Source organism: Cupriavidus alkaliphilus (assembly GCF_900094595.1).
Classification (GTDB): Bacteria; Pseudomonadota; Gammaproteobacteria; order Burkholderiales; family Burkholderiaceae; genus Cupriavidus; species Cupriavidus alkaliphilus.
Map to the genome: position 1 here is coordinate 269,198 of NZ_FMAD01000003.1, position 22,896 is coordinate 292,093.

At 66.3% G+C, this 22,896-nt stretch carries 20 protein-coding genes; 1 reads left to right on the forward strand and 19 read right to left on the reverse strand.

What is annotated here, in order from left to right:
- Nucleotides 1-69: 69 nt before the first annotated feature.
- The 7 genes from rbfA to GA0116996_RS07920 all read right to left on the reverse strand — a co-directional run bounded on the left by rbfA (nt 70) and on the right by GA0116996_RS07920 (nt 9,818).
- Entirely contained in the window at nt 70-441 is a 372-nt protein-coding gene (gene rbfA / locus GA0116996_RS07890; protein ID WP_092309110.1) for a 30S ribosome-binding factor RbfA, read from the reverse strand.
- Nucleotides 442-501: 60 nt separating this feature from the next.
- Entirely contained in the window at nt 502-3,393 is a 2,892-nt protein-coding gene (gene infB, locus GA0116996_RS07895; protein WP_092309113.1) for a translation initiation factor IF-2, read from the reverse strand.
- 90 nt (nt 3,394-3,483) lie between these two features.
- Nucleotides 3,484-4,959, reverse strand: a complete 1,476-nt coding sequence (gene nusA, locus GA0116996_RS07900; RefSeq protein ID WP_092309116.1) for a transcription termination factor NusA — start codon at nt 4,957-4,959, stop codon at nt 3,484-3,486.
- A complete protein-coding gene (gene rimP / locus GA0116996_RS07905) occupies nt 4,956-5,444 on the reverse strand; it encodes a ribosome maturation factor RimP (protein WP_018007726.1) in 489 nt (162 codons plus the stop codon). Before rimP ends, nusA begins: the two co-directional genes overlap by 4 nt.
- Before the next feature lie 303 nt (nt 5,445-5,747).
- The gene (gene rluB, locus GA0116996_RS07910; protein ID WP_092309119.1) at nt 5,748-7,631 is read right to left on the reverse strand and encodes a 23S rRNA pseudouridine(2605) synthase RluB; all 1,884 of its coding nucleotides are present in this window, start codon (nt 7,629-7,631) and stop codon (nt 5,748-5,750) included.
- 5 nt (nt 7,632-7,636) lie between these two features.
- Nucleotides 7,637-8,473, reverse strand: a complete 837-nt coding sequence (gene scpB / locus GA0116996_RS07915) for an SMC-Scp complex subunit ScpB (RefSeq protein ID WP_092309122.1) — start codon at nt 8,471-8,473, stop codon at nt 7,637-7,639.
- Nucleotides 8,474-9,059: 586 nt separating this feature from the next.
- Nucleotides 9,060-9,818, reverse strand: coding sequence for a sulfite exporter TauE/SafE family protein (locus tag GA0116996_RS07920; RefSeq protein ID WP_092309125.1), 759 nt, complete (start codon nt 9,816-9,818; stop codon nt 9,060-9,062).
- A 77-nt stretch (nt 9,819-9,895) separates the two neighbouring features.
- Between GA0116996_RS07920 and fnr the strand changes: the two genes are divergently transcribed.
- On the forward strand, nt 9,896-10,621 hold the full coding sequence (fnr, locus tag GA0116996_RS07925; protein WP_018007730.1) for a fumarate/nitrate reduction transcriptional regulator Fnr: 726 nt from the start codon (nt 9,896-9,898) through the stop codon (nt 10,619-10,621).
- Nucleotides 10,622-10,677: 56 nt separating this feature from the next.
- Here the strand turns inward: fnr and GA0116996_RS07930 are convergent, their stop codons facing one another.
- The 12 genes from GA0116996_RS07930 to odhB form a co-directional block, all read right to left on the reverse strand.
- Nucleotides 10,678-10,923, reverse strand: a complete 246-nt coding sequence (locus tag GA0116996_RS07930) for a hypothetical protein (protein WP_012353116.1) — start codon at nt 10,921-10,923, stop codon at nt 10,678-10,680.
- Nucleotides 10,920-11,129 (reverse strand): FixH family protein, encoded by a 210-nt coding sequence (locus GA0116996_RS07935; RefSeq protein ID WP_092309128.1) that lies wholly within the window; start codon nt 11,127-11,129, stop codon nt 10,920-10,922. Before GA0116996_RS07935 ends, GA0116996_RS07930 begins: the two co-directional genes overlap by 4 nt.
- 44 nt (nt 11,130-11,173) lie before the next feature.
- Entirely contained in the window at nt 11,174-12,646 is a 1,473-nt protein-coding gene (gene ccoG, locus GA0116996_RS07940) for a cytochrome c oxidase accessory protein CcoG (protein WP_092309131.1), read from the reverse strand.
- A gap of 49 nt (nt 12,647-12,695) precedes the next feature.
- On the reverse strand, nt 12,696-13,613 hold the full coding sequence (gene ccoP / locus GA0116996_RS07945) for a cytochrome-c oxidase, cbb3-type subunit III (protein WP_092309134.1): 918 nt from the start codon (nt 13,611-13,613) through the stop codon (nt 12,696-12,698).
- Between the two features lie 2 nt (nt 13,614-13,615).
- Nucleotides 13,616-13,780: a cbb3-type cytochrome oxidase subunit 3 gene (locus GA0116996_RS07950; RefSeq protein ID WP_010809472.1), complete on the reverse strand. Its 165-nt coding sequence runs from the start codon at nt 13,778-13,780 to the stop codon at nt 13,616-13,618.
- A 3-nt stretch (nt 13,781-13,783) separates the two neighbouring features.
- Nucleotides 13,784-14,443, reverse strand: a complete 660-nt coding sequence (gene ccoO, locus GA0116996_RS07955; RefSeq protein ID WP_092309137.1) for a cytochrome-c oxidase, cbb3-type subunit II — start codon at nt 14,441-14,443, stop codon at nt 13,784-13,786.
- Between the two features lie 18 nt (nt 14,444-14,461).
- Nucleotides 14,462-15,910: a cytochrome-c oxidase, cbb3-type subunit I gene (ccoN, locus tag GA0116996_RS07960; protein ID WP_092309140.1), complete on the reverse strand. Its 1,449-nt coding sequence runs from the start codon at nt 15,908-15,910 to the stop codon at nt 14,462-14,464.
- Nucleotides 15,911-16,061: 151 nt separating this feature from the next.
- A complete protein-coding gene (gene ccoS / locus GA0116996_RS07965) occupies nt 16,062-16,208 on the reverse strand; it encodes a cbb3-type cytochrome oxidase assembly protein CcoS (RefSeq protein ID WP_010809469.1) in 147 nt (48 codons plus the stop codon).
- A 2-nt stretch (nt 16,209-16,210) separates the two neighbouring features.
- Nucleotides 16,211-18,802 carry a heavy metal translocating P-type ATPase gene (locus GA0116996_RS07970; protein WP_092309143.1) on the reverse strand — a complete coding sequence of 864 codons (2,592 nt, stop codon included), beginning with the start codon at nt 18,800-18,802 and terminating at the stop codon, nt 16,211-16,213.
- 104 nt (nt 18,803-18,906) lie between these two features.
- The gene (zapE, locus tag GA0116996_RS07975; RefSeq protein WP_092309146.1) at nt 18,907-20,004 is read right to left on the reverse strand and encodes a cell division protein ZapE; all 1,098 of its coding nucleotides are present in this window, start codon (nt 20,002-20,004) and stop codon (nt 18,907-18,909) included.
- Nucleotides 20,005-20,091: 87 nt separating this feature from the next.
- Nucleotides 20,092-21,516 (reverse strand): dihydrolipoyl dehydrogenase, encoded by a 1,425-nt coding sequence (lpdA, locus tag GA0116996_RS07980; RefSeq protein WP_092309149.1) that lies wholly within the window; start codon nt 21,514-21,516, stop codon nt 20,092-20,094.
- A 102-nt stretch (nt 21,517-21,618) separates the two neighbouring features.
- Nucleotides 21,619-22,869 carry a 2-oxoglutarate dehydrogenase complex dihydrolipoyllysine-residue succinyltransferase gene (gene odhB, locus GA0116996_RS07985; protein WP_092309152.1) on the reverse strand — a complete coding sequence of 417 codons (1,251 nt, stop codon included), beginning with the start codon at nt 22,867-22,869 and terminating at the stop codon, nt 21,619-21,621.
- Between the last annotated feature and the right edge of the window lie 27 nt (nt 22,870-22,896).

Here is a 22,896-nt window from a genome sequence, read left to right on the forward strand (position 1 = left end):
GAAGGCGGGTGCGCAACGCGCGGCGACCGCGCCAGGAAAGCCCATGCCGGCCGGCACGGGCACCCGGCATCAGTCTTCGTCTTTCGAACGCGTGGCGTTCGCTTCGTTGATCAGCCTGGACATCTCGATCGCGTGTTCGACCGAGGTATCGTGATGGAAATGCAGCGTCGGCACGGTATGGATGTGCAGGCGCTTGAACAGCAGCGAGTGCAGGTAGCCGGCCTTCTCGTTCAGGATGGCTTCGGCTTCGGCCGCTTCGGCGCCCAGCACGGTGAAGTACACCTTGGCGTGCGCGTAATCGGGCGTCAGCGTGACGGACTGCAGCGTGACCAGGCCGAGGCGCGGGTCGCGCAGTTCGCGCTGGATCATCTCGGCCAGGTCCTTCTGGATCTGGTCGGAGATGCGGAGATTGCGGGAGGAGATATTGCCTTTCTTGGCCATGCAATACAGTCTGGTCGAGATGACAACGGCAGGCCGAAGCCTGCCGTTGCTTGCGACGCCTTACAGCGTGCGCGCCACCTCTGTGATTTCGTACACCTCGAGCTGGTCGCCTTCCTGAACATCGTTGAAGTTCTTGATCGACAGACCGCACTCGAAGCCTTGCTTGACTTCCTTGACGTCGTCCTTGAAGCGCTTGAGCGAATCCAGCTCGCCGTCGTGGATGACCACGTTGTTGCGCAGCACGCGCACCAGCGAATTGCGCTTGACCACGCCGTCGGTGACCATACAGCCAGCCACCGTGCCGACCTTGGGCACGCGGAACACCTGGCGCACCTCGACCGTGCCGGTGGTGGTTTCGCGCTTCTCCGGCGCCAGCATGCCCGACATCGCCGCCTTGATCTCGTCTACCGCATCGTAAATGATGTTGTAGTAGCGGATATCAATGCCGTTGTGCTCGGCCAGCTTGCGCGCGCCCGCATCGGCACGCACGTTGAAGCCGATGATGACCGCCTTCGAAGCCGTCGCCAGGTTGACGTCGGACTCGGAGATGCCACCCACGCCGCCGTGCACGATCTGCACCCGCACCTCGGCGGTCGACAGCTTCTGCAGCGACTGCACCAGCGCTTCCTGCGAACCCTGCACGTCTGCCTTGACGATCAGCGGCAGCGTCTGGACTTCGCCTTCGGCCATCTGCTCCAGCATGTTCTCGAGCTTGGCGGCCTGTTGCTTGGCCAGCTTCACGTCGCGGAACTTGCCCTGGCGGAACAGCGCGATTTCGCGCGCCTTGCGCTCGTCCGGCAGCACCAGCACTTCCTCGCCGGCGGCAGGCACTTCCGACAGGCCCTGGATTTCCACCGGAATCGACGGGCCGGCTTCCTTGGTCGCCTTGCCGTTCTCGTCCAGCATGGCGCGCACGCGGCCGTAGGCGCTGCCAGCCAGCACCACATCGCCACGCTTGAGCGTGCCGCTGCTGACCAGGATGGTAGCGATCGGGCCCTTGCCCTTGTCGAGCTGGGCTTCCACCACCAGGCCCTTGGCCGGGGCGTCCACCGGTGCCTTCAGTTCCAGCACTTCGGCCTGCAGCGACACCTGCTCCAGCAGGTCTTCGATGCCGGCGCCGGTCTTGGCGGACACCGGCACGAACGGCGAATCGCCGCCGTATTCTTCCGGCACCACCTGCTCGGCCACCAGTTCCTGCTTGACGCGGTCCGGGTTGGCTTCGGGCTTGTCGACCTTGTTGATCGCCACCACGATCGGCACGCCGGCAGCCTTGGCGTGCGCGATCGCTTCCTTGGTCTGCGGCATCACGCCGTCGTCGGCCGCGACCACCAGGATCACGATGTCGGTGGCCTTGGCACCGCGGGCTCGCATGGCCGTGAAGGCCTCGTGACCCGGGGTATCCAGGAAGGTGATCACGCCGCGGTCGGTTTCCACATGGTAGGCACCGATATGCTGCGTAATGCCGCCGGCTTCGCCCGCGGCCACCTTGGTGCGGCGGATGTAGTCCAGCAGCGAGGTCTTGCCGTGGTCGACGTGACCCATCACGGTCACCACCGGCGGACGCGGCAGCAGCTCGGCGTCTTCGTGCTCTTCGCCGTCGACCACCAGCAGCGCTTCCGGATCGTCCAGCTTGGCGGCGTACGCCTTGTGGCCCATTTCTTCCACCACGATCATGGCGGTTTCCTGGTCCAGCACCTGGTTGATCGTCACCATCTGGCCGAGCTTCATCATCTGCTTGATGACCTCGGAAGCCTTCACCGCCATCTTGTGGGCCAGGTCGGCCACGGAGATGGTTTCCGGCACGTGCACTTCGCGCACCACCGGTTCGGTCGGCGCCTGGAAGTTGCTGCGGCTGTCGTCATGCTGCTGCTGACGGCCGCCACGGCCACGCGGGCCGCCGCGCCAGCCGCCCACGCCGCCCGACGAATCGCCGCGCGTCTTCAGGCCGCTGCCCTTCTTGCGGCTGCCTTCGTCCTGCCACGTCGACGAAGTGCCGGCCTTGACGACCTTGCCCTTCTTGTCGGTGGTGGTGGTCGCGGTGGCGGTCACCGGCTTTTTCTCGCCCGGCTTGGCTTCGGTGCCGGCCGGCTTGACCGGCTTGTGCAGGGTACCGGTCTGCTCGGCCTTCTTTTCCTCGGCCTTGCGCTCGGACGGCGCCTTCAGCACGCGTGCCGGCGCGTTCAGCATCTGCTGGATCGCACGGGCTTCGGCTTCGGCAGCCTCGCGGCGCTTGCGCGCGGCGACTTCCTGCTCGGCGCGGGCCTTGTCGGCGGCAGCCTTGGCCTCGTCGGCGGCCTTCTGCGCCTCGGCGCGTTCGGCGGCGACGCGGGCCTTCTCGTCCTCGGCCTTCTTGCGCGAAGTGTCCTCGTTGGCTTCGGTCACGGCGCGCGACGCGGCAGCCTCTTCCTCGGCCTTGCGGGCGGCGAGTTCGGCCTGGCGGCGCTGTTCGGCCTCGAGTGCCTCCTGGCGCGCGCGGCGCTCGGCTTCCTCGCGCTCGGCGGCCTCGCGGGCGGCCTTGGCCTCGGCTTCCTGGCGCGCCAGCAGTTCGGCCTGGCGGCGCTCTTCCGCTTCGCGGCGCGCCTCCTCGGCGGCGTCGACGACCTGGGCTTGCGCCTCGGCGCCATCGGCCTGCTGTTCGGGCGCAGCGTCGTCGCGCTTGATCAGCACGCGCTTCTTGCGCACTTCCACCTGGACCGTGCGGGTCTTGCCGGTGGCGTCCGACTGGCGGATCTCGGAGGTTTCGCGCTTGGTCAGTGTGATCTTCTTGCGGGCGCTGTCGTCGGACTGGCCGTGCGAGCGCTTCAGATAGTCCAGCAGCCTGGTCTTATCCGATTCCGTGATGATGTCTTCTGGCGTCGCTTTGCCCACCCCAGCCGCCTGCAATTGTTCCAGCAGGGCAGCTGCGCTGCGACTCAGTTCTGCGGCCAGTTGGGCAACTGTTGTGCTTGCCATTCAAACCCTTTCAATGCTTGGTTTCTACGTCGGGACAGATTGATGCGGAAAGCGCGCCCGGGCTGGCGTTGGCCGGCCCGGCCGTGTCCCTCAGTTGAACCAATGTTCCCGTGCTTTCATGATCAGCGACTTGGCTTCTTCCTCGCTGACACCGGTCATCTCGACCAGCTCGTCCACGGCCAGTTCGGCCAGGTCGTCACGCGTATGGATATCGCCTTCGGCCAGCTTGCCGATCAGTTCCGGGTTGAGGCCGTCGAGCGAGCGCAGATCCTGCGACACCTCTTCCACCTTTTCTTCCCGGGCCAGTTCCATCGTCAGGAGCGCATCACGCGCGCGATTGCGCAGCTCGTTGACGGTGTCTTCGTCAAAGGCCTCGATCTCCATCATTTCACTGATGGGGACATAAGCCACTTCTTCCAGCGTGGAGAAGCCTTCCTCGATCAGGATGTCTGCGACTTCCTCGTCCACGTCCAGCTTGGACATGAACAGCTTGCGCACGACATCGCTTTCTTCGGCCTGCTTCTGCGCCGATTCTTCCTGCGTCATGATGTTGATCTGCCAGCCGGTCAGCTCGGACGCCAGGCGCACGTTCTGACCACTGCGGCCGATGGAGACGGCGAGGTTCTCCTCGTCGACAACCACGTCCATGCTGTGCTTCTCTTCATCGACCACGATCGACTGCACCTGCGCCGGCGCCAGCGCGCCGATCACAAACTGCGCCGGGTCTTCCGACCACAGCACGATGTCCACCGCCTCGCCGCCGATCTCGTTGCGCACCGCGGTGACGCGCGTGCCGCGCACGCCCACGCAGGTGCCGATCGGGTCGATGCGCTTGTCATGCGCCACCACCGCGATCTTGGCGCGAACGCCCGGGTCGCGGGCAGCCGCCTTGATCTCCAGCAGGCCTTGTTCCATCTCGGGCACTTCGTTTTCGAAGAGCTTGATCAGGAAGTCAGGGGCGGTGCGCGACAGCTCGATCTGCGGGCCACGCGCGGCGCGGTCCACATTCAGGATATAGGCGCGCACACGATCGCCGGTGCGCAGGTTTTCCTTGGGGATGATCTGGTCGCGGGCCAGCAGCGCCTCGACGCGGCCGGACTCGACGATCAGGCCCTTCTTGTCGGCGCGCTTGACCGTGCCGGTCATGATCTTTTCGCCGCGATCGAGGTAGTCGTTCAGGATCTGCTCGCGCTCGGCATCGCGGATGCGCTGGAGGATCACCTGCTTGGCGGCCTGCGCGCCGATGCGGCCGAACTCGACCGACTCGATCTGCTGCTCGATATAGTCGCCCAGCTCGATGCTGGGGTTTTCCTCGCGGGCCTCGAACAGCAGGATCTGCTTGTCCGGCTCCTGCAGGCCCAGTTCGTCGGGAACGACCAGCCAGCGGCGGAAGGTTTCATGCTCGCCCGACTCGCGATCGATCGCGACACGGATATCCACGTCTTCCTCGAAACGCTTCTTGGTGGCCGAGGCGAGCGCCGCCTCCAGGGCACCGAATACCACATCCTTGTCGACGTTCTTCTCACGCGCAAGCGCATCGACGAGCAACAGAACTTCGCGGCTCATTGCTTGTTCCCTTTTCTTTGATTTCCTTTGAAGTCGATCACCGGCACCAGGCGTGCCTTGTCGACATCGGATACGGCAAATTCCAGCAGCGCCGGGCCATCCTTGCCCTCGAACTCCAGGCCGATCTTCTCTTCGCCCGCGGCGCCGGTGGGCTCGCGCAGGATGCCTGTGAAGTTCTTCTGTCCATTGACGGGCAGGCGCAGCGTCACGCGCGCCTCCGCGCCGGCAAAGCGGATGAAGTCGGCCAGCTTCTTCAGCGGCCGGTCCAGTCCGGGCGACGAGACCTCGAGGCGTTCATAGTCGACGTTCTCGACCGTGAACACGTGGGTGAGCTGGCGGCTCACCTTTTCGCAATCCTCGATGGCAATGCCGGTTTCAGGCTGATCGATATAGACACGCAGCAATCCGGCCGGGGCACGCTCGAGCTCGACCAGCTCATATCCCATGCCGCTTAGGGTGGTTTCGATCAAATCTGCCAGATGCACTGTTATCCCGAGTAATGGCCATCAACACCGTGGCAGGCAAACCCGCCGGTGCCGTCCGGGACGACCCTGTTGCAGCGCTGCCTGTCCGCCACCCCTTCCGCCCATGCGGAAGCACCGAAAAACGGGCGAACCAAAAAAAAATGGGCGCAATGCCCATCATTCGCCCATCCTCGGACGAGGATGGCTTTTTGAATAGACTTGAATTATACGCGGATTATGTCGAAAAGGCAAAAGCCAGACATTTACCGCGGGCCGCACGCGGCACCGGCAGGCGCTCCGCCCGCCATGCGCCGCATACGGCGCTTAACGATTGCCGCCGCGGTTGCCACCGCGATTGCCGCCGCCGCCACGCGGCGAACGGTTGCCACCCGACTTGGCTGCCTTCGGCATCACGTTGCCATTGGCTTCGCCGCCGCGGCGGGCCTTGCCCTGCCCCTGGCCGGCCTGGCCTCTCGCACCGCCCATGCCGCCCATGCCGGCGCCACCACCACGTCCCTGGCGCGCACCGGTGCCGCGCCCACCGCCGAGGTTGGCGGCGTGGGAAGTCAGCAGCGTCGGCCCGTGGCTGATATAGCCCATCGACGTCTTCATCGGATCCGGCTGGCTGCTGCGGCTGCCGCCGCCGCGGGCGCCGCCCTGCTCGAAGCGCGGCAGGCCGTCCATGCCGGTATGCATCGGCATGCCTGCAATCGCCGCCTCGGTGCGCTGCTTGCGCCCGCCCACCTTGGTGGCACCCTTGGGCGCCTGCTCGCCCTTGCCCGGCACCTTCAGGCCGACGCTGGTCATCAGCGCCTTGACGTCATTCGGCTCCACTTCCTGCCAGCGGCCGCGCTTGAGGCCGCGCGGCAGCAGGAACTGGCCGTAGCGGGTGCGGATCAGGCGCGACACGGTCAGGCCGACCGCCTCGAACATGCGGCGCACTTCGCGGTTGCGGCCTTCGGTCAGGGCCACGTGGTACCAATGGTTGGCACCTTCGCCGCCACCGTCGGCAATGCGCAGGAAGTTGGCTTCGCCGTCATCCAGCTTGATGCCGTGCAGCAGGCGCTGGCGGTCGGCTTCGGCCAGCTCGCCCAGCGTACGCACCGCGTATTCGCGCTCGACGCCGTAGCGCGGATGCATGAACCGGTTGGCAATGTCGCCCGAGGTGGTGAAGATCAGCAGGCCTTCGGTGTTGAAATCCAGGCGGCCCACCGCGACCCACTTGCCGGTCTTGATGCGCGGCAGGTTGTCGAACACGGTCGGACGACCTTCCGGATCGGACTGGCTGACAATCTCGCCGGCAGGCTTGTGATACAGCAGCACGCGCGGCGGCTTGGTCGACACCTTGCGGTGGATCAGCTTGCCGTTCACGCGGACCTGGTCGGCCGGCAGGATGCGCTGGCCGATATGGGCGGGCAGCCCGTTGACCGAGACGCGTCCCTGCAGGATCAGCTCTTCCATCTCGCGGCGCGAGCCCAGGCCGCCGTCGGCCAGCACCTTGTGCAGCTTGGGCGCGTCGTCGTCGGCGGTCAGCTCGCGCACCGGCTTGGCCTTGGTGCGCGGGATGACGGTGTCTTCACTGTCGTACTGCTCGGAGATGACGAAGCGGAACAGGTCTTCGCTGCTCGCCGCGGCCTTCTCGGCACCGCCCTGGCCCTGGCCCTGGCCCTGGCCCTTGCGCGCAGCCTGCGGCTTGCCGCCATCCTTGCGCCGGCCCTGCTGGCGCGCACCGGTGCCCTGGTTCTCGCCGGGGGTGGCGGGCTTGCCGCCGCGCTGGCCCTGCTTGCGCTTGCGGGCCGGCTGCTCCGGCTTGTCGGCACCTTCGGCGCGGGCTGCGCGGTCGATCTTGTCTGCCTTGCTGCCTCCCTGGCTGCCCTGCCCGCCTTCGCCCTGGCCCGTCTTGCGCTTGCCGCGGCCGCGCTGGCCGCCGCGCCCGGCACCGGCGGCGCCCGCGCTGGCGGCGGCACCCGCCTCGCCGGCATCGCCCTGGCCGGCCGCGCCGGCGCCTTCGGCACCCTCACCGCGGTCCTGCGCCGCCTGCCGGCGCGAAGCCACCAGGTTCCTCAGACCGCGGCGCAGCCCCTTGCGGCGGGGCGCGGCGTCGCTGCCCGTTCCGGGTTCTGCGGCGCCGGTGTCGGCGGATGCGCCCGCATGGCGGGCGTCTTGCTCAACGGAATCAGACAAGATATTCACTATCGGATGTTGCATGTTGTTCAGTTCGGCACGCGCTCGTCGTGCTCGCTCGGGTGCGGCGGGGTGCCGTCGTCAGGCAGCAGCTCGCGCGCCCCGTCCGGAGGGGGTGCAGCCGGTTCGGTGGCATCGCCCGTACCCGCCTCAACCACCGTCTCGGCGGCCGGCTGCGCATCAACGCCATCGGCGCCGTCGTCGCCCACGGGCGCAGGTTCGGCCGCTGGCGATGTGTCGGCCGGCGTGACCGGTTCGGCAAAGGCTTCCTCGTCGGCGCTGGCAGGCTTGTTCGCCGCCAGGTCTTCGAAATTGATCGCCTGCTGCTCCAGCAAGGCGGCCTGCGCCTGCGCCTGGGCGTCTTCCAGCGGCGGCAGCTCGTCCAGCGTGCGCAGCCCGAGGTCGTCCAGGAAGGCCTTGGTGGTGGCATACAGCGCCGGGCGGCCCGGCACGTCGCGATGGCCGATGACCTCGATCCAGCTGCGGTCCTCTAGCTTCTTGATCACTTCGGTGCTCACCGTCACACCGCGGATTTCCTCGATATCGCCGCGGGTCACCGGCTGGCGGTAGGCGATGATCGCCAGGGTTTCCATCACCGCGCGTGAGTATTTTGGCGGTTTTTCCGGATTCAGGCGGTCGAGGTATTCCCGCATTTCGGGCCGGCTCTGGAACCGCCAGCCGCTTGCCAGCGCTACCAGCTCCACGCCGCGCGGGCGCCAGTCCTGGCGCAGCTCGTCCAGCAGCACGCGGATGGTGTCTGCGCCGACGTCATCGTCGAACAGGCGGCGCAGATCGTTGACGCGCAACGGTTCCTGCGCGCAGATCAGCGCCGTCTCGAGGACGATCTTCGCCTCTTGGGTATTCATGTTGATGGTGTGCAGCCTGTCTTTGCACCTGCTCCCGGACGGATCCGGGGCACCGGAGATTTTGGATACAGCGGTGCCAAAGCCACCGCCATCTCATTGCGCAGCGAGCCGGATACCTGCTGTACCCAGGCCGTGCGCTTCCCTTTCTTTGCATCGAGTTGCCGGGGCTTCCGGCAGGAGATCGTCCGCATGCCGTCATGGACCGGCCAGCGAACCTCTTGCGTCGCTCGTCCGCACAAACGGACATCGCAATCGGCGAACTGAACGCCTCGGACGCAAGAAAATACGGGTATCGGGAGCAAGGCCGGCATCTACCACGCCGCAGCGCCAACCGGACTTTTGAACCAGATCTTTTGAACCGGATGGACCGCGGGGACTGGCGCTCATCGAAAGCCTTCCGCTTCCCGCGTCCCGAGCGCGCCTTCGGATAGGAAGACCGCCAGGCGCTGTTCGCCGCTGCTTACCGCAGCCTGTCTGACTCCGCGCGATACCGCAATGCTGGCGATTGTATGGCATTCCCGCCTCCGGCTGCAACCATCATCCTGCTTGCGCGGGGTGCCGGCGCCGCAGGATGCCGCGTGCGGCATCAAAACACCAGACAAAAGCCCTGTTCTGCCAGCGAATGTGGCAGCAGCACCGCACGCGCAATGCCAAGTCCGCCGAACGCCATCACGGCGAGGCCCGCGCCCAGGCGCACGCCGGGCCGCCGCGACCACAGCCTGAGGTAGCCGGACAGCCCGGACAGCACCAGCAGGTTCGGCAGCGTGCCAAGTCCGAACACCCCCATCACCAGCGCGCCCGAGCCGGCATTCCCTGCCAGCAGCGCCAACGTCAGCGCACCGTAGACCATGCCGCACGGTACCAGCCCCCAGGCCAGGCCCACGCCATAACGCCCAGCCAGCCCTCCGCGCGCCCGCACGAAAGCCGGCAACGCGCCAGCAAGGCCGCCGGCCCGGCTGGCCACCGCCGTGCCGGCACGCGCCGCCAGCCGCTCCAGCCAGTTCACGGTAAAGGTACTGCCACGCATCAAGCGCCATCCCGACCACAGCAGCATCAGGCTGCCTGCGCCGAACAGCCAGCGTTGCACCGGCAGATAGTCCTGTTTCCAGGCCGTGGCGCCGGCGGCGCCCAGCGCGGCACCGAGCAGCATATAGGTGCTGATCCTGCCAAAGTGCATCACCAATAACTCGCCAAGCCAGGCAGTCCGGCTGCGCACCAGGCTCACCGGTGCCCCCACACCGCGCCGCTGCTCCACGGCCAGTGCCACTCCGCCGCACATGGCGGCGCAGTGCACCCCGCCCAGCAGAGCGAGCAGGAAAACGCTGATCAATACACCAAATGTCAATTCTGTCTCCCTGCCGGATCACATCGCACGGTAAAATGCTTGTATCGTGCCCCGCTGCCATTTCTAGCAGGTTCCAATTGCTCACTTCCATCCCCATTACCGAGATGTCGCCCCGCTGCTCCACCTGTGCGATGGGACAGCTGTGCCTTCCGGTTGGCATGTCGCAGCAAGACCTTGCCAAGATCGACACGCTGGTGCAGGAACGCATCCGCGTGCACAAGGGGGAAACCCTCTACCGCATGGGCGACCCGCTCACCGCGGTATACGCTATCCGCTTCGGTACGCTGAAGACACATGTCACAACCGAAGACGGACGCTCGCAGATTACCGGGTTCCACCTGCCCGGTGAAATCGTCGGCCTCGACGGCCTGGGCGAAATGCAGCATGCGTCCGATGCGACCGCGCTCGAAGACACCGAGGTATGCGTGGTCCGCATGAACGATCTGCAGACGCTGTCGGCCGACCTGCCTTCGCTGCAACAGCAGTTCCTGCGTCTGATGGGCAAGGAAATCACGCACGACCAGCTGATGCTGGTTACGCTCGGCTCGATGCGCGCCGAAGAACGCCTGGCTGCCTTCCTGATCAATCTGTCGGAGCGGCTGTCGGCACGCGGTTATTCGGCGTCCGAGTTCGTGATGCGCATGAGCCGCGAAGAGATCGGCAGCTACCTGGGGCTGAAGCTCGAGACCGTCAGCCGCCTGTTCTCGCGCTTTGCCGAGGCCGGGCTGATCCAGATTCGCCAGCGGCATGTCAAGCTGATCGACATCGACGGCATCAAGCAACTTTACAGCCGTTCCTGCTGAGCCACCGCGGCGTTGCCGCGCCGACTGCGGCGCCGGCAACGCGCGGCGGTCCTTCCCTATTCCAGTTCGTCCGTATCCGCCAGCCGCGTCGGCATGGTGTACAGCGTCAGCCCGCTGGACAACGCACAAAACACCCACGCCAGCAGGAAGCCGACGGTATAGACCGACTCGCGCGACGATTCGATCGGATGGCCGAAGAATTTCAGGTCGCCCGGATCGACGACGGAAAAAACCGTCGCCGTCGCCAGGCCCGCCATCAGAAAGCCCGGCCACAGCACCCACATCAGCCAGCGCAACCTCATGGCTGCCTCGCTGCCGCGGACTTGGGCGCCACCGCTTCCACCTTCTCGACCACCAGGCCATGCCGCGTCGCACCCTGCACCGGCATGTCGGGGTGCGCCGACGCCAGCCAGATCGTCACGCCGCACGCCACCATGGCCACCAGCGGACCCGCCATCAGCAGCCATGGCCACGGTTCCTTCCACCACGGATTGCCTTGCTGACTCATTTTGCCCCCTTCGTCCTGGCGACTACGCCAGTAGTCGCCTAGCTTCACAAATCGCGCGGCACGATAAAACTGGTGGATTGCCGGATTTCGGCATGCCCCTGCCCCGTGCCTTCGCTCGTTACCGTTACGTTGATCTTGTGCGTGCCCTGGCTGGCGGCCTCGATCGGCACGCGGATGCGGATCGGCAGCAGCCGGTTGGAGGTTGGCGCCAGCGATTCGGCCTGCTTGTCGTATTCGACCGTCAGGTCCTTCAGTTCATCGCTGTCGGCCCGCACGCGGATCTGCATCGGCGCTTCGGTGGTGTTGATCAGCTGCAGCCGATAGACGTTTTCGATCCAGCGCCCTTCCACCTCGCGGCCCAACGCACCGCGGTCGCGGATGATATCGACCTTCAGCGGCGTGCGCAGCATGATCGACGCCATGAACCCCGCCAGCAGCGCCACCCAGATCACCGAGTAGATGATGACGCGCGGACGCAGCAGGCGCTTGCGCGAGGCCACGGCGGACAGGCCCTTGCGCATCGCGTTTTCCGAGGTATACCGGATCAGCCCGCGCGGGTAGTCCATCTTGTCCATGACCTGGTTGCAGGCGTCGATGCAGGCGCCGCAGCCGATGCACTCATACTGCAGGCCATCGCGAATGTCGATGCCGGTCGGGCACACCTGCACGCAGATGCTGCAGTTGACGCAATCGCCAAGCCCCGCCTGGTGATGGTCGGTCTTGCGCGAGCGGCTGCCGCGCGGCTCGCCGCGGCCGACGTCATAGGTCACGACATAGGTGTCGCGGTCCACCATCACGCTCTGGAAACGCGCATAGGGGCACATGTACTTGCACACCTGCTCGCGCATGAAGCCTGCGTTGCCCCACGTGGCGAACGCATAGAACAGCATCCAGAACGCCTGCCAGGGGCCCAGCGACAACGCCAGCACCTCGCCACCCAGCTCGCGGATCGGCGCAAAGTAGCCGATGAACGTGAAGCCGGTCCACAGTGCGATCAGCACCCACAGGAAATGCTTGGTTGCCTTGATGCGGAATTTGCGCAGGCTCCACGGATCCCCGTCGAGGCGGATGCGGGCGATGCGGTCGCCTTCGACCCGCCGCTCGATCCACATGAAGATCTCGGTGTAGACCGTTTGCGGGCACGCGTAGCCGCAAAACAGGCGTCCCGCGATTGCCGTGAACAGGAACAGCGCCAGTGCGGAGATGACCAGCAGCACCGCCAGGTAGATGACGTCCTGCGGCCACAGCACCAGCCCGAAGATATAGAACTTGCGCTCGCCAAGGTCAAACAGCACGGCCTGGCGTCCATTCCATTGGAGCCAGGGCGTGCCGTAGTAGATCAGCTGGGTCAGGATCACCAGCCAGACCCGCCAACTGGAGAACGCGCCCTTCACCGAGCGCGGATAGATTTTGCGGCGGACCTCGTAAAGGGTTTCCTCCGAGGTCTCGCCTGGCGCAGCGGCCGACCGTTGCAGGTCGGCCGCCCGGGCCACTTCTTCGGTCCCGGGCGCGTTCATGGGCGAGTTCTCCCGCGAGCCACGAGCGCTCGCTCACATGAGTCGTCGATCATTGCCCGGCTCCGCCTCCCGTATTGGACAACCCCCACACGTAGGCCGTCAGCATGCGGATGCGTTCGGGCGTCAGGATTTCCTCGTGTGCCGGCATATGGTTGTTGTGGCCCTTCAGGATGGCCTCGACGATGCTGGCCTCCGAGCTGCCATAGAGCCAGACGTTGTCCGAAAGGTTCGGCGCACCGAGGGCCTGGTTGCCCTTGCCGCCGGCGCCGTGGCATGCCACGCAGGTGGTCTTGAACGCGCCTTCGCCGCGCGATACACGGATCGGATCCGACGACAGCCCGGACAGCGAACGCACGTACTGCGCCACGTCGCCCGCCTGCTTGGCATCGATGGCAGCGCCAAACGGCGGCATCACGCCGTTGCGGCCCTTGGCGATGGTCTGGCTGATGGTCTCGGGCTCGCCGCCGTACAACCAGTCGTTATCGGTCAGGTTGGGGAAGCCCCGGCTGCCACGCGCGTCCGAGCCATGGCACTGCGCGCAGTAGTTCAGGAACAGGCGCTGGCCGATCTCGCGCGCCTGCGGGTCCGCCGCTACCTGCTTGACGTCCATCTTCAGGTACTTGCCGTAGATCTCGTTCTGCATGCGTTCCTGCGCCGCGCGATGCGCGGCCAGTTCGCCCTGCGTGGAGAACTTCAGCACGCCGGCGTACGAGCCCAGGCCCGGATACAGCACGAGGTAAGCAAGGCCGAAAATGCAGGCCAGCAGGAACATCCACATCCACCAGCGCGGCAGCGGGTTGTTCAGTTCACGCAGGTCGCCGTCCCAGACATGGCCGGTATCTTCCGTGCCTCCGGGGGTCTTGGTGATCTTGCGTTGGGAGAACAGCAGCCATACGCACCAGACGATGCCGATGAGCGCGATGGCGGCAATGTAGTAACTCCAGAAATCGGAAATGAAATCGCTCATGGCTAGGTGTTCCGGCTCGATGTTGTCGTAGTTTCGTCAGGCAACGCGAACGGCAGCATGGCGGATTCGCGGTTGGCGGCCTGGCGGCCGGCGGACCAGGCCCACCAGCAGATGCCGAGGAAGACGACCATGGACACGACGGTCGCAATGGCGGTGATCATGGCCATGGCTTACTCCTTCGGTGCCGCTGCGGCGGCATCGACTCGCACGTTGCGGCGGTTGGTGCCAAGGGCCTGCAGATAGGCAACCAGCGCGTCTTCTTCGGTCTTGCCTTTCAGCTCTTCCGGCGCCTTTGCGATTTCGGCGTCGGTGTACGGCACGCCCAGCTTGACCAGCGCGCGCATGCGCGCCTGGATATCGTTGGTGGGCAGCTCGGCCTTCTCCAGCCACGGGTACGACGGCATCACCGATTCCGGCACCACGTCGCGCGGGTTGCGCAGGTGGATGCGCTGCCAGTCGTCGGAGTAGCGTCCGCCCACGCGCGCCAGGTCGGGGCCGGTACGCTTGGAGCCCCACAGGAACGGATGGTCGTAGACCGATTCGCCGGCGGTGGAGTAGTGGCCGTAGCGCTCGGTTTCGGCCTGCAGCGTGCGCACCTGCTGCGAGTGGCAGCCGACGCAGCCTTCGCGGATATAGATATCGCGCCCCATCAGCCGCAGCGGCGAATACGGCGTGATGCCCGGATCCGGCTCGGTGGTGGAGTGCTGGAAGAACAGCGGCACGATCTGGACCAGACCCGCGATGCTGACCACGAGGATCGTGCAGATGATCAGCCAGCCGATGTTCTTCTCCAGCGTTTCGTGGGAAAAGAAGCGTTGTTTGTCGGACATCTTTCTATCCTGGATTGATCAGTGGGCAGAGGCGGCGATGCTGGCCGGGATCGGCGCATCCACGGCGGTCTTGCCGGCAATGGTCTTGGCGATGTTGTAGGCCATCAGCAGCATGCCGGACAGGAAGCACATGCCACCCAGCAGGCGAATCAGATAGAACGGGTACTTGGCCTTGACCGCTTCGACGAAGGCGTAGGTCAACGTGCCGTCAGGCTGCGTGGCGCGCCACATCAGGCCTTCCATCACCCCCGCGATCCACATCGAGGCGATATACAGCACCACGCCGATGGTCGCGATCCAGAAGTGCCATTCGATCAGGCGCACGCTGTACATCTGCTTCTCGCCGAACAGCCGCGGGATCAGGTAGTACAGCGAACCGATCGAGATCATCGCGACCCAGCCCAGCGCGCCGGAGTGCACGTGGCCGATGGTCCAGTCGGTGTAGTGCGACAGCGCGTTGACGGTCTTGATCGACATCATCGAGCCTTCGAACGTTGACATGCCGTAGAACGACAGCGCCACTACCAGGAACTTCAGGATCGGGTCGGTGCGCAGCTTGTGCCAGGCACCGGACAGGGTCATGATGCCGTTGATCATGCCGCCCCAGGAGGGGGCCAGCAGGATCAGCGAGAACACCATGCCCAGCGACTGCGCCCAGTCGGGCAGCGCGGTGTACTGCAGGTGGTGCGGGCCGGCCCACATGTAGGTGAAGTTCAGCGCCCAGAAGTGGACGATGGACAGGCGGTAGGAAAAGATCGGGCGCTCGGCCTGCTTGGGAATGAAGTAGTACATCATCCCCAGGAAGCTGGTGGTCAGGAAGAAGCCGACCGCGTTATGGCCGTACCACCACTGGATCATTGCGTCCTGCACGCCGGCATAGGCCGAGTAGGACTTCCACAGCGACACCGGCATCTCGACGTTGTTGACGATATGCAGGATGGCGATGGTCAGGATGTAGGCGCCGAAGAACCAGTTGGCGACGTAGATATGCCGGGTCTTGCGCTTGACGATGGTGCCGAAGAACACGATGGCGTAGGCCACCCAGACCGCGGTGATCAGCAGGTCGATGGGCCATTCGAGTTCGGCGTATTCCTTGGAGCTGGTGATGCCCAGCGGCAGCGTGATGGCGGCCGCGACGATGACCAGTTGCCAGCCCCAGAACGTGAATGCGGCCAGCGGGCCGCAGAACAGGCGCGCCTGGCAGGTGCGCTGGACCACGTAGTAGGAGGTGGCAAACAGCGCGCTGCCGCCGAAGGCGAAGATCACCGCATTGGTATGCAGCGGACGCAGCCGGCCGAACGACAGCCACGGTGTATTGAAATTGAGCTCGGGCCAGATCAGCTGTGCTGCCAGCAGCACGCCGACGGCCATGCCGACGATCCCCCAGACTACCGTCATGACAGCGAACTGTCTTACGACGCCGTAATTGAAGGTGTCGACGCGTGAAGACGCGGCAGTGACATCCATTCAGACCCCCAAAGCTTAGAGAAAATAAAAAACCTACTGACAGTGTGACTTTAGAAAAACCATGCCACGGGTGCGTTGATCTTTATCAAGCCGCTCCGGGCACGTCCTGAACCTGTGCGCGCGGCTCCGGTCCGAGGCACGCGCCGCGGGCTCACGGCTTGTCGTTGTCCAGCAGGATCGATTCGGCAGGCCGGTCCAGGTCGTCGTACTGCCCGGCATGAAGCGCCCACCACAGCGCGCCCGCGATGACCACCACGAGCACCAGGCTCATCGGCACCAGCAGGTAAAGCGTTTCCATCGTCAGGCTCCGTTATGCCGCGAGGTGCGCCGCGTCGTACGCCGCGGCTTGCCTGCGCGCAGCAGGCGCCAGGCATTGGCGACCACCAGCAGCGACGACAGCGACATGCCGATGCCGGCCATCCAGGCCGTCACCAGCCCCGTCGCCGCGAGCGGAATGGCGACCACGTTGTAGAAAAAGGCCCAGCCCAGGTTCTGGCGCACCACCCTGCGCGTCTGGCGCGATACGGCCAGCGCCGTCGCGATCTCGGCCACGCGGCCGTGCGTCAGCACCGCGTCCGCGCCGGCCTGGGCCAGCGGCGCGCCGCTGCCGATGGCAATCGAGACCTGCGCCTGCGCCAGCACCGGCGCGTCGTTGATGCCATCGCCGACCGCCAGCACCACGGCCCCGCCCTGCTGCAGCTGCGCCACGTAGTCGCGCTTGCCTTCGGGCGTGACCTCGCCGGCCATGCGCTCGATGCCGAAGTGCGCGGCCCACCAGTGCACCGCCGCCATGTTGTCGCCCGATACCAGGTGGCAGCGCACGCCCAGTTCGCGCAGGCGCGCCAGCAGCATCGGGGTTTCCTGGCGTTCGACGTCGGCCAGGACGAAGCGCGCTAGCGGACCGGTCTCGGCGCCGAGCCAGACCACCGTGGCCCCCGGATGCACCAGGCTGTCGACAGCGGCAGGCGCAGGTCGGGCCTCGCCGGCCAGCGCAAAGACAAAATCGGCACGGCCGAGGCGCAGGCGGCGGCCCGCGACCACCGCCTCGAGGCCATGCCCGGGCACGTTGCGCATGTCGCTGACCTGCAGCGGCTGGCCGGCGGTGGCCGGCGCTGCCGCCACTAGCGCGCGCGCGATCGGATGCTCGCCGCCGCGCTCCATCGCCGCGGCCAGGGACAGGCATCGGGCGGAATCGGCTTCACCCAGCGGCTCGACCGCCGCCACGGCAAAGCAGCCCTCGGTCAGGGTGCCGGTCTTGTCGAGCACCACGTCGGTGACGCGGGCGAGTGTTTCCAGCGCGTGGCCCCGGGTCAGCAGCATGCCGCGCCGCGACAACGCCGCGCCGGCCGCGGCCAGTGCCGCGGGCGTGGCCAGCGACAATGCGCACGGACAGCTGACCACCAGCACCGCGATCGTCACCAGCAAGGCCCGCGACGGATCGATCCAGAGGCCCCAGACCATGCCGGTCAGTGCTGCCAGCACCAGCAGCGTCGCCACGAACCAGCCCGCAACGCGGTCGGCCAGCGTCGCCAGTCGCGGCTTCTCCGCCAGCGCGCGGTCCAGCACCGCGACGATCTCGGCCAGGCGGGTGCCGGCGCCGACGCGGGTAACGCGCAGTTCCAGCGGGCTGGCGGTATTGAAGCTGCCGGCCAGCACGGTGTCGCCGGCGCAGCGGCGCACCGGGCGGCTTTCGCCGGTCAGCATGGATTCATCGAGTTCGCTGGTGCCAGAAGTGACCGCGCCGTCCGCCGGGACGATCTCGCCCGCCTTGACGCGGATCAGGTCGCCCGCGCGCAGCCGCGCGACCGGGATACGCTCTCCCGCCGCGCCGGCCGCAGCCAGCCGCTCGCACGTGGCGGGCAACTGGCGCGCCAGCATTTCGGCACCGCTGCGCGAAGCCTGGCGCACGCGCAGTTCCAGGTAGCGCGCCAGCAGCAGGAAGGCGACGAACATCGTCACCGAATCGAAATAGACCTCGCCCACGCCGCGCACCGTGGCCAGCGCACTGGCGGCAAAGCCCGCCGCGACGCCGATCGCCACCGGCACGTCCATGCCCATATGCCGCTGGCGCAGGCTGCGCCAGGCGCCGGCAAAGATCGGCGAGGCGGCATAGCACACCACCGGCAAGGTCAGTGCGAAGCTGGCCCAGCGCATCAGCTGCAGCTGGCCGGGATCGATGCTGGCCTCGTGGGTGTAGATCGGCCACGCGTACATCATCACCTGCATCATGCCGAGCATGGCCACCGCCATGCGCATCAGCAGGCCGCGGCGCGCGCGGCGGTCCTGCTGGTCGGTGCGCGAGACTTCGAAGGGCCAGGCCATGTAGCCGATGCCGGCCAGCGCGGCCAGCAGCCCCGAGACCGTCTGGGCGCCGTCGCGCCAGCGCACCACCACACGCCGCGTGGCGACGTTGGCGACCGCCGATTCCACGCCCGGCTGGCGGGACAGATGCTGTTCGATCAGCCAGGCGCAGGCGGCGCAGCGGATATTCTCGGGAGCCAGCGTAATCTCGGCGCGGCCGCCGTCGAGCGGGCGGACAAACTGCGCGCGCAGTTCCGGGGCATCGTAGGCAGCCCAGATCGGCTCGGCCTGGCGCCGGGCGTCGTCGTCGATGGGCCGGGCGAAGCGGGCTTCGTCGCCGTACAGGTGGGCAAAGCCGGCGGCATGGAGGGTCTGCGCCAGGGCCTGGCAACCGCCGCAGCAGAATACGCGGCGGCTGCCGTCCAGGTCGGCGGCGAGCGGTTCGGCATCGGTGACCGTCAAACCGCAATGGAAGCAGGCCAGCGCCGCGCCGGCGCCGCGCGCGGCTGCGTCGGCGCCATCGCGCCCGACGGGCGGCGAAAATGGCGCCAGCATGCTGGCGGAAGGAATGGTGGCTGGGGGCGGCGACATGGGAAGCTTTTTTTACCCAGTCGAGGATATAGGCCGGCCCCCGATTCCAACTTGATATAGATCAAGGCGGCCCGGCTATGGCTGCGCCGGGCCTGAAATACCGCTCAGGTAAGCGTCGTATCCATGGTGCGGCGCTCGGATTCCAGGTACTCGCGCGACTGCATCTCGATGATGCGGGACACGGTGCGATGGAATTCGTTGGCCATCTGGCCTTCGGTATAGAGTTCGTCGGCCGGCACTTCCGCCGACATCAGCAGCTTGACCTTGTGATCGTAGAAGACGTCGATCAGCCACGTGAAGCGGCGCGCCTCGGACGACATCCGCGGCGTCATGCGCGGCACGTCGGACAGGATCACCGTATGGAACTGCGAAGCCAGTTCCAGGTAGTCGTTCTGCGAGCGCGGGCCGCCGCACAGCGTGGCAAAGTCGAACCACACCACCCCGTTGGCCTTGCGCAGCGAGCGCAGTTCGCGGTGCTCGATATGCAGAAGCGGCGACTCGTCGGCGACGCCGGCAATCGAAGTGAAGGCATCCCGCAGCGCCGAGTTGGCCTTGGCGTCCAGCGGGGTGTGGTAGGCCTGCACCTGTTCCAGCGCCCGCTTGCGATAGTCGATGCCGGCATCGACATTGAGCACGTCCAGCTTCTGCTGCAGCAGCGCGATGGCGGGCAGCACGCGGTCGCGGTGCAGGCCATCGGTGTACAGCAGGTCGGGCCGGTAGTTGGAGGTCATCACGAACTGCACGCCGTTGTCGAACAGCTGCTGCAGCAGGCGATGCAGGATCATCGCGTCGGCGACGTCGCTGACATGGAATTCATCGAAGCAGATCAGGCGGAAACGGCGCGCGATGCGCCGGGCCAGTTCGTCGAGGGGGTCGGGACGGCCGCGCAGCTCTTCCAGCTGGCGGTGCACCTCGCGCATGAATTCATGGAAATGCAGCCGCGTCTTGCGCACCACCGGCACGCAGGTATAGAAGCTGTCCATCAGGAACGACTTGCCGCGCCCCACCCCGCCCCACATATAGACGCCCTGTGGCACATCGGGGCGCACCAGCAGCTTTTTCAGCGCGTTGTTGCGGCGCCCCTTGTAGGCGACCCATTCGTCGTAGCACTGCTGCAGCCGGGCCACGGCACGCAGCTGGGCCTCGTCGGACTGGTAGCCGCGCTCCTTCAGTTCCTTCTGGTAGTACTCGGTGACGTTCATGCTCGGGGCTCACGCGGCATGGCCGCAAGTGAAAACGGCGCGCCGCAGAACGGCGCGCCGGTACTCAGGCAACGGCGGACACGCGCCTTACATATTGAGTTGGCGCTTGTCGACGGCCAGCGCAGCTTCGCGCATGACTTCCGACATCGACGGGTGCGGATGGCAGACGCGGCCGATATCTTCGCTGGCGGCCTTGAACTCCATCGCCACCACGGCTTCGGCGATCAGGTCCGAGGCATTGGCGGCAACGATGTGCACGCCCAGGATCTCGTCGGTCTTGGCATCCGCCAGCATCTTGACGAAGCCGTCGGCGTGGCCCATGCCCAGCGCACGGCCGTTGGCCATGAACGGGAACTGGCCGGCCTTGTACTCGCGGCCTTCGGCCTTGAGCTGGGCTTCGGTCTTGCCGACCCATGCGATTTCCGGGAAGGTGTAGATCACCCACGGAACGCAGTTATAGTCGATATGCGGCTTCTGGCCGGCGATGCGCTCGGCCACGGCCACGCCCTCGTCCTCGGCCTTGTGCGCCAGCATCGGGCCGCGCACCACGTCGCCGATGGCCCACAGGCCCGGCACCTTGGTGGCGCAATGGTCGTCCACTTCGATAAAGCCGCGCTGGTCGACCGCCAGGCCGACTGCGTCCAGGCCCAGGTTGTCGGTGTTCGGCACGCGGCCGACCGACACGATCAGGCGATCGACTTCCAGGATCTGGGCAGCGCCGTCCTTGTCGGTGTACTTGACGGTCACGCCCTTCTTGCCGGTCGTGACTTCGTCCACCTTCACGCCGAGGCTGAACTTCAGGCCCTGCTTGGTCAGCTGCTTCTGCGCTTCCTTGGCCACGCCTTCGTCGGCGGCGCCCAGGAAGGCGGGCAGCGCTTCCAGCACGGTCACGTCGGCACCCAGGCGGCGCCACACCGAGCCCAGCTCGAGGCCGATCACGCCGGCGCCGATCACGCCCAGCTTCTTCGGCACCGAGGGGAACTTGAGCGCGCCTTCGTTATCGCTGACCAGGTCGTTGTCGACGGTGATGCCCGGCAGGTGGCGGGCCTTCGAGCCGGTGGCGATGATGACCTGCTTGGCGGTCACGACTTCGCCGGCAATCTCGACCTGGAAGCCTTCGGCGCTCTTGCCGACGAACTTGCCGTAGCCCTTGAGCAGCGTCACCTTGTTCTTGCGGAACAGGAACTCGATGCCCTTGGTCATCTTGCCGACGATATCGTCCTTGCGCTTGAGCATCTTGGCCACGTCGACCTTGACGTCGCCGACGGTGATGCCGTGGTCGCCCAGGTGGTGCTGGACGTTCTCGAACTCTTCCGAGGACGCCAGCAGCGCCTTGGAGGGGATGCAGCCCACGTTCAGGCAAGTGCCGCCCAGGCGGGCTTCGCCCTTGGGATCGTCATACGCATTGCCTTCGCAGCAGGCCACGTTCAGGCCCAGCTGGCCGGCACGGATGGCGGCGATATAGCCGCCGGGGCCGGCGCCGATCACCAGCACGTCGAATTGTTTGCTCATGGAAATTCCTTGTTGGGCGCCGGCGGCAACTTGTGCCGGCGCGCCGTGATCACGGGAGTGCGCTCCCCGCGCACGCCTGGGCGTGCGCGGAGGGACCGGCTATTACAGGTCCAGCAGCAGGCGCGCCGGATCTTCCAGGGCGTCCTTCATGGCGACCAGGCCCAGCACGGCTTCGCGGCCGTCGATGATGCGGTGGTCGTAGGACATCGCCAGGTAGTTCATCGGGCGGATCACGATCTGGCCGTCTTCCACCACCGGGCGGTCCTTGGTGGCGTGCACGCCCAGGATGGCCGACTGCGGCGGGTTGATGATCGGGGTCGACAGCATCGAACCGAACACGCCGCCGTTGGAGATCGAGAAGGTGCCGCCGCTCAGCTCTTCCAGCGACAGCTTGCCGTCACGGGCCTTGACGCCGAACTCGGCGATCTTCTTCTCGATGTCGGCCAGGCTCATCTGGTCGGCGTTGCGCAGGATGGGCACCACCAGGCCGCGCGGCGAGCCGACGGCGATACCGATGTCGAAGTAGCCGTGGTAGACGATGTCGTTGCCGTCGATCGAGGCGTTGATCAGCGGGAACTTCTTCAGCGCGTGCACCGCGGCCTTGACGAAGAACGACATGAAGCCCAGCTTCACGCCGTGTTCCTTCTCGAAGCGGTCCTTGTACTTGTTGCGCAGGTCCATCACCGGCTTCATGTTGACTTCATTGAAGGTGGTGAGGATGGCGTTGGTGGCTTGCGACTGCAGCAGGCGCTCGGCGATGCGGGCACGCAGGCGGCTCATCGGCACGCGCTCTTCCGGACGGTCGCCCAGGGCGGCAAAGTCGACCGGCGCCGAAACCTGCTGCAGTGCCGGCTTGGCGGCCGGGGCCGGAGCGGCCTTGGCGGCCGGGGCCGGCGCGGCGGCCGCGCCCAGCACGTCGCCCTTGGTAATGCGGCCGTCCTTGCCGGTGCCGCCAACCTGGCCAGCCGACAGGCCGGCTTCGGCCATCAGCTTGGCGGCCGACGGCATCGCCACGGCGCCGGCGGCAGCCGGAGCGGCAGCAGCGGCCGGGGCCGGAGCGGCAGCAGCCGGAGCCGGGGCAGCGGCTGCGGGAGCGGCGGCGCCAGCAGTGGCTTCGGTGTCGATCTTGGCGATGATTTCATCGGCCACGACGGTGTCGCCGTCGTTCTTGACGATCTGCGACAGCACACCAGCCGACGGGGCCGGCACTTCCAGCACGACCTTGTCGGTTTCGATTTCGATCAGGATCTCGTCCTGGGCAACGGCTTCGCCTGGCTTCTTCTTCCAGTTGAGCATGGTCGCTTCGGCGACCGATTCGGAGAGTTGCGGAACCTTGACGTCAACGATAGCCATGGTGGTGAATTCCTCGTGTTATGCGTG

Excerpts from the sequence above, each read along its gene's own strand:
- rbfA (WP_092309110.1), bottom strand. The coding sequence starts at position 441 with ATGGCCAAGAAAGGCAATATCTCCTCCCGCAATCTCCGCATCTCCGAC.
- infB (WP_092309113.1), bottom strand. The coding sequence starts at position 3,393 with ATGGCAAGCACAACAGTTGCCCAACTGGCCGCAGAACTGAGTCGCAGC.
- nusA (WP_092309116.1), bottom strand. The coding sequence starts at position 4,959 with ATGAGCCGCGAAGTTCTGTTGCTCGTCGATGCGCTTGCGCGTGAGAAG.
- rluB (WP_092309119.1), bottom strand. The coding sequence starts at position 7,631 with ATGCAACATCCGATAGTGAATATCTTGTCTGATTCCGTTGAGCAAGAC.
- scpB (WP_092309122.1), bottom strand. The coding sequence starts at position 8,473 with ATGAATACCCAAGAGGCGAAGATCGTCCTCGAGACGGCGCTGATCTGC.
- GA0116996_RS07930 (WP_012353116.1), bottom strand. The coding sequence starts at position 10,923 with ATGAGGTTGCGCTGGCTGATGTGGGTGCTGTGGCCGGGCTTTCTGATG.
- GA0116996_RS07935 (WP_092309128.1), bottom strand. The coding sequence starts at position 11,129 with ATGAGTCAGCAAGGCAATCCGTGGTGGAAGGAACCGTGGCCATGGCTG.
- ccoG (WP_092309131.1), bottom strand. The coding sequence starts at position 12,646 with ATGAACGCGCCCGGGACCGAAGAAGTGGCCCGGGCGGCCGACCTGCAA.
- ccoP (WP_092309134.1), bottom strand. The coding sequence starts at position 13,613 with ATGAGCGATTTCATTTCCGATTTCTGGAGTTACTACATTGCCGCCATC.
- GA0116996_RS07950 (WP_010809472.1), bottom strand. The coding sequence starts at position 13,780 with ATGGCCATGATCACCGCCATTGCGACCGTCGTGTCCATGGTCGTCTTC.
- ccoO (WP_092309137.1), bottom strand. The coding sequence starts at position 14,443 with ATGTCCGACAAACAACGCTTCTTTTCCCACGAAACGCTGGAGAAGAAC.
- ccoN (WP_092309140.1), bottom strand. The coding sequence starts at position 15,910 with ATGGATGTCACTGCCGCGTCTTCACGCGTCGACACCTTCAATTACGGC.
- ccoS (WP_010809469.1), bottom strand. The coding sequence starts at position 16,208 with ATGGAAACGCTTTACCTGCTGGTGCCGATGAGCCTGGTGCTCGTGGTG.
- GA0116996_RS07970 (WP_092309143.1), bottom strand. The coding sequence starts at position 18,802 with ATGTCGCCGCCCCCAGCCACCATTCCTTCCGCCAGCATGCTGGCGCCA.
- zapE (WP_092309146.1), bottom strand. The coding sequence starts at position 20,004 with ATGAACGTCACCGAGTACTACCAGAAGGAACTGAAGGAGCGCGGCTAC.
- lpdA (WP_092309149.1), bottom strand. The coding sequence starts at position 21,516 with ATGAGCAAACAATTCGACGTGCTGGTGATCGGCGCCGGCCCCGGCGGC.
- odhB (WP_092309152.1), bottom strand. The coding sequence starts at position 22,869 with ATGGCTATCGTTGACGTCAAGGTTCCGCAACTCTCCGAATCGGTCGCC.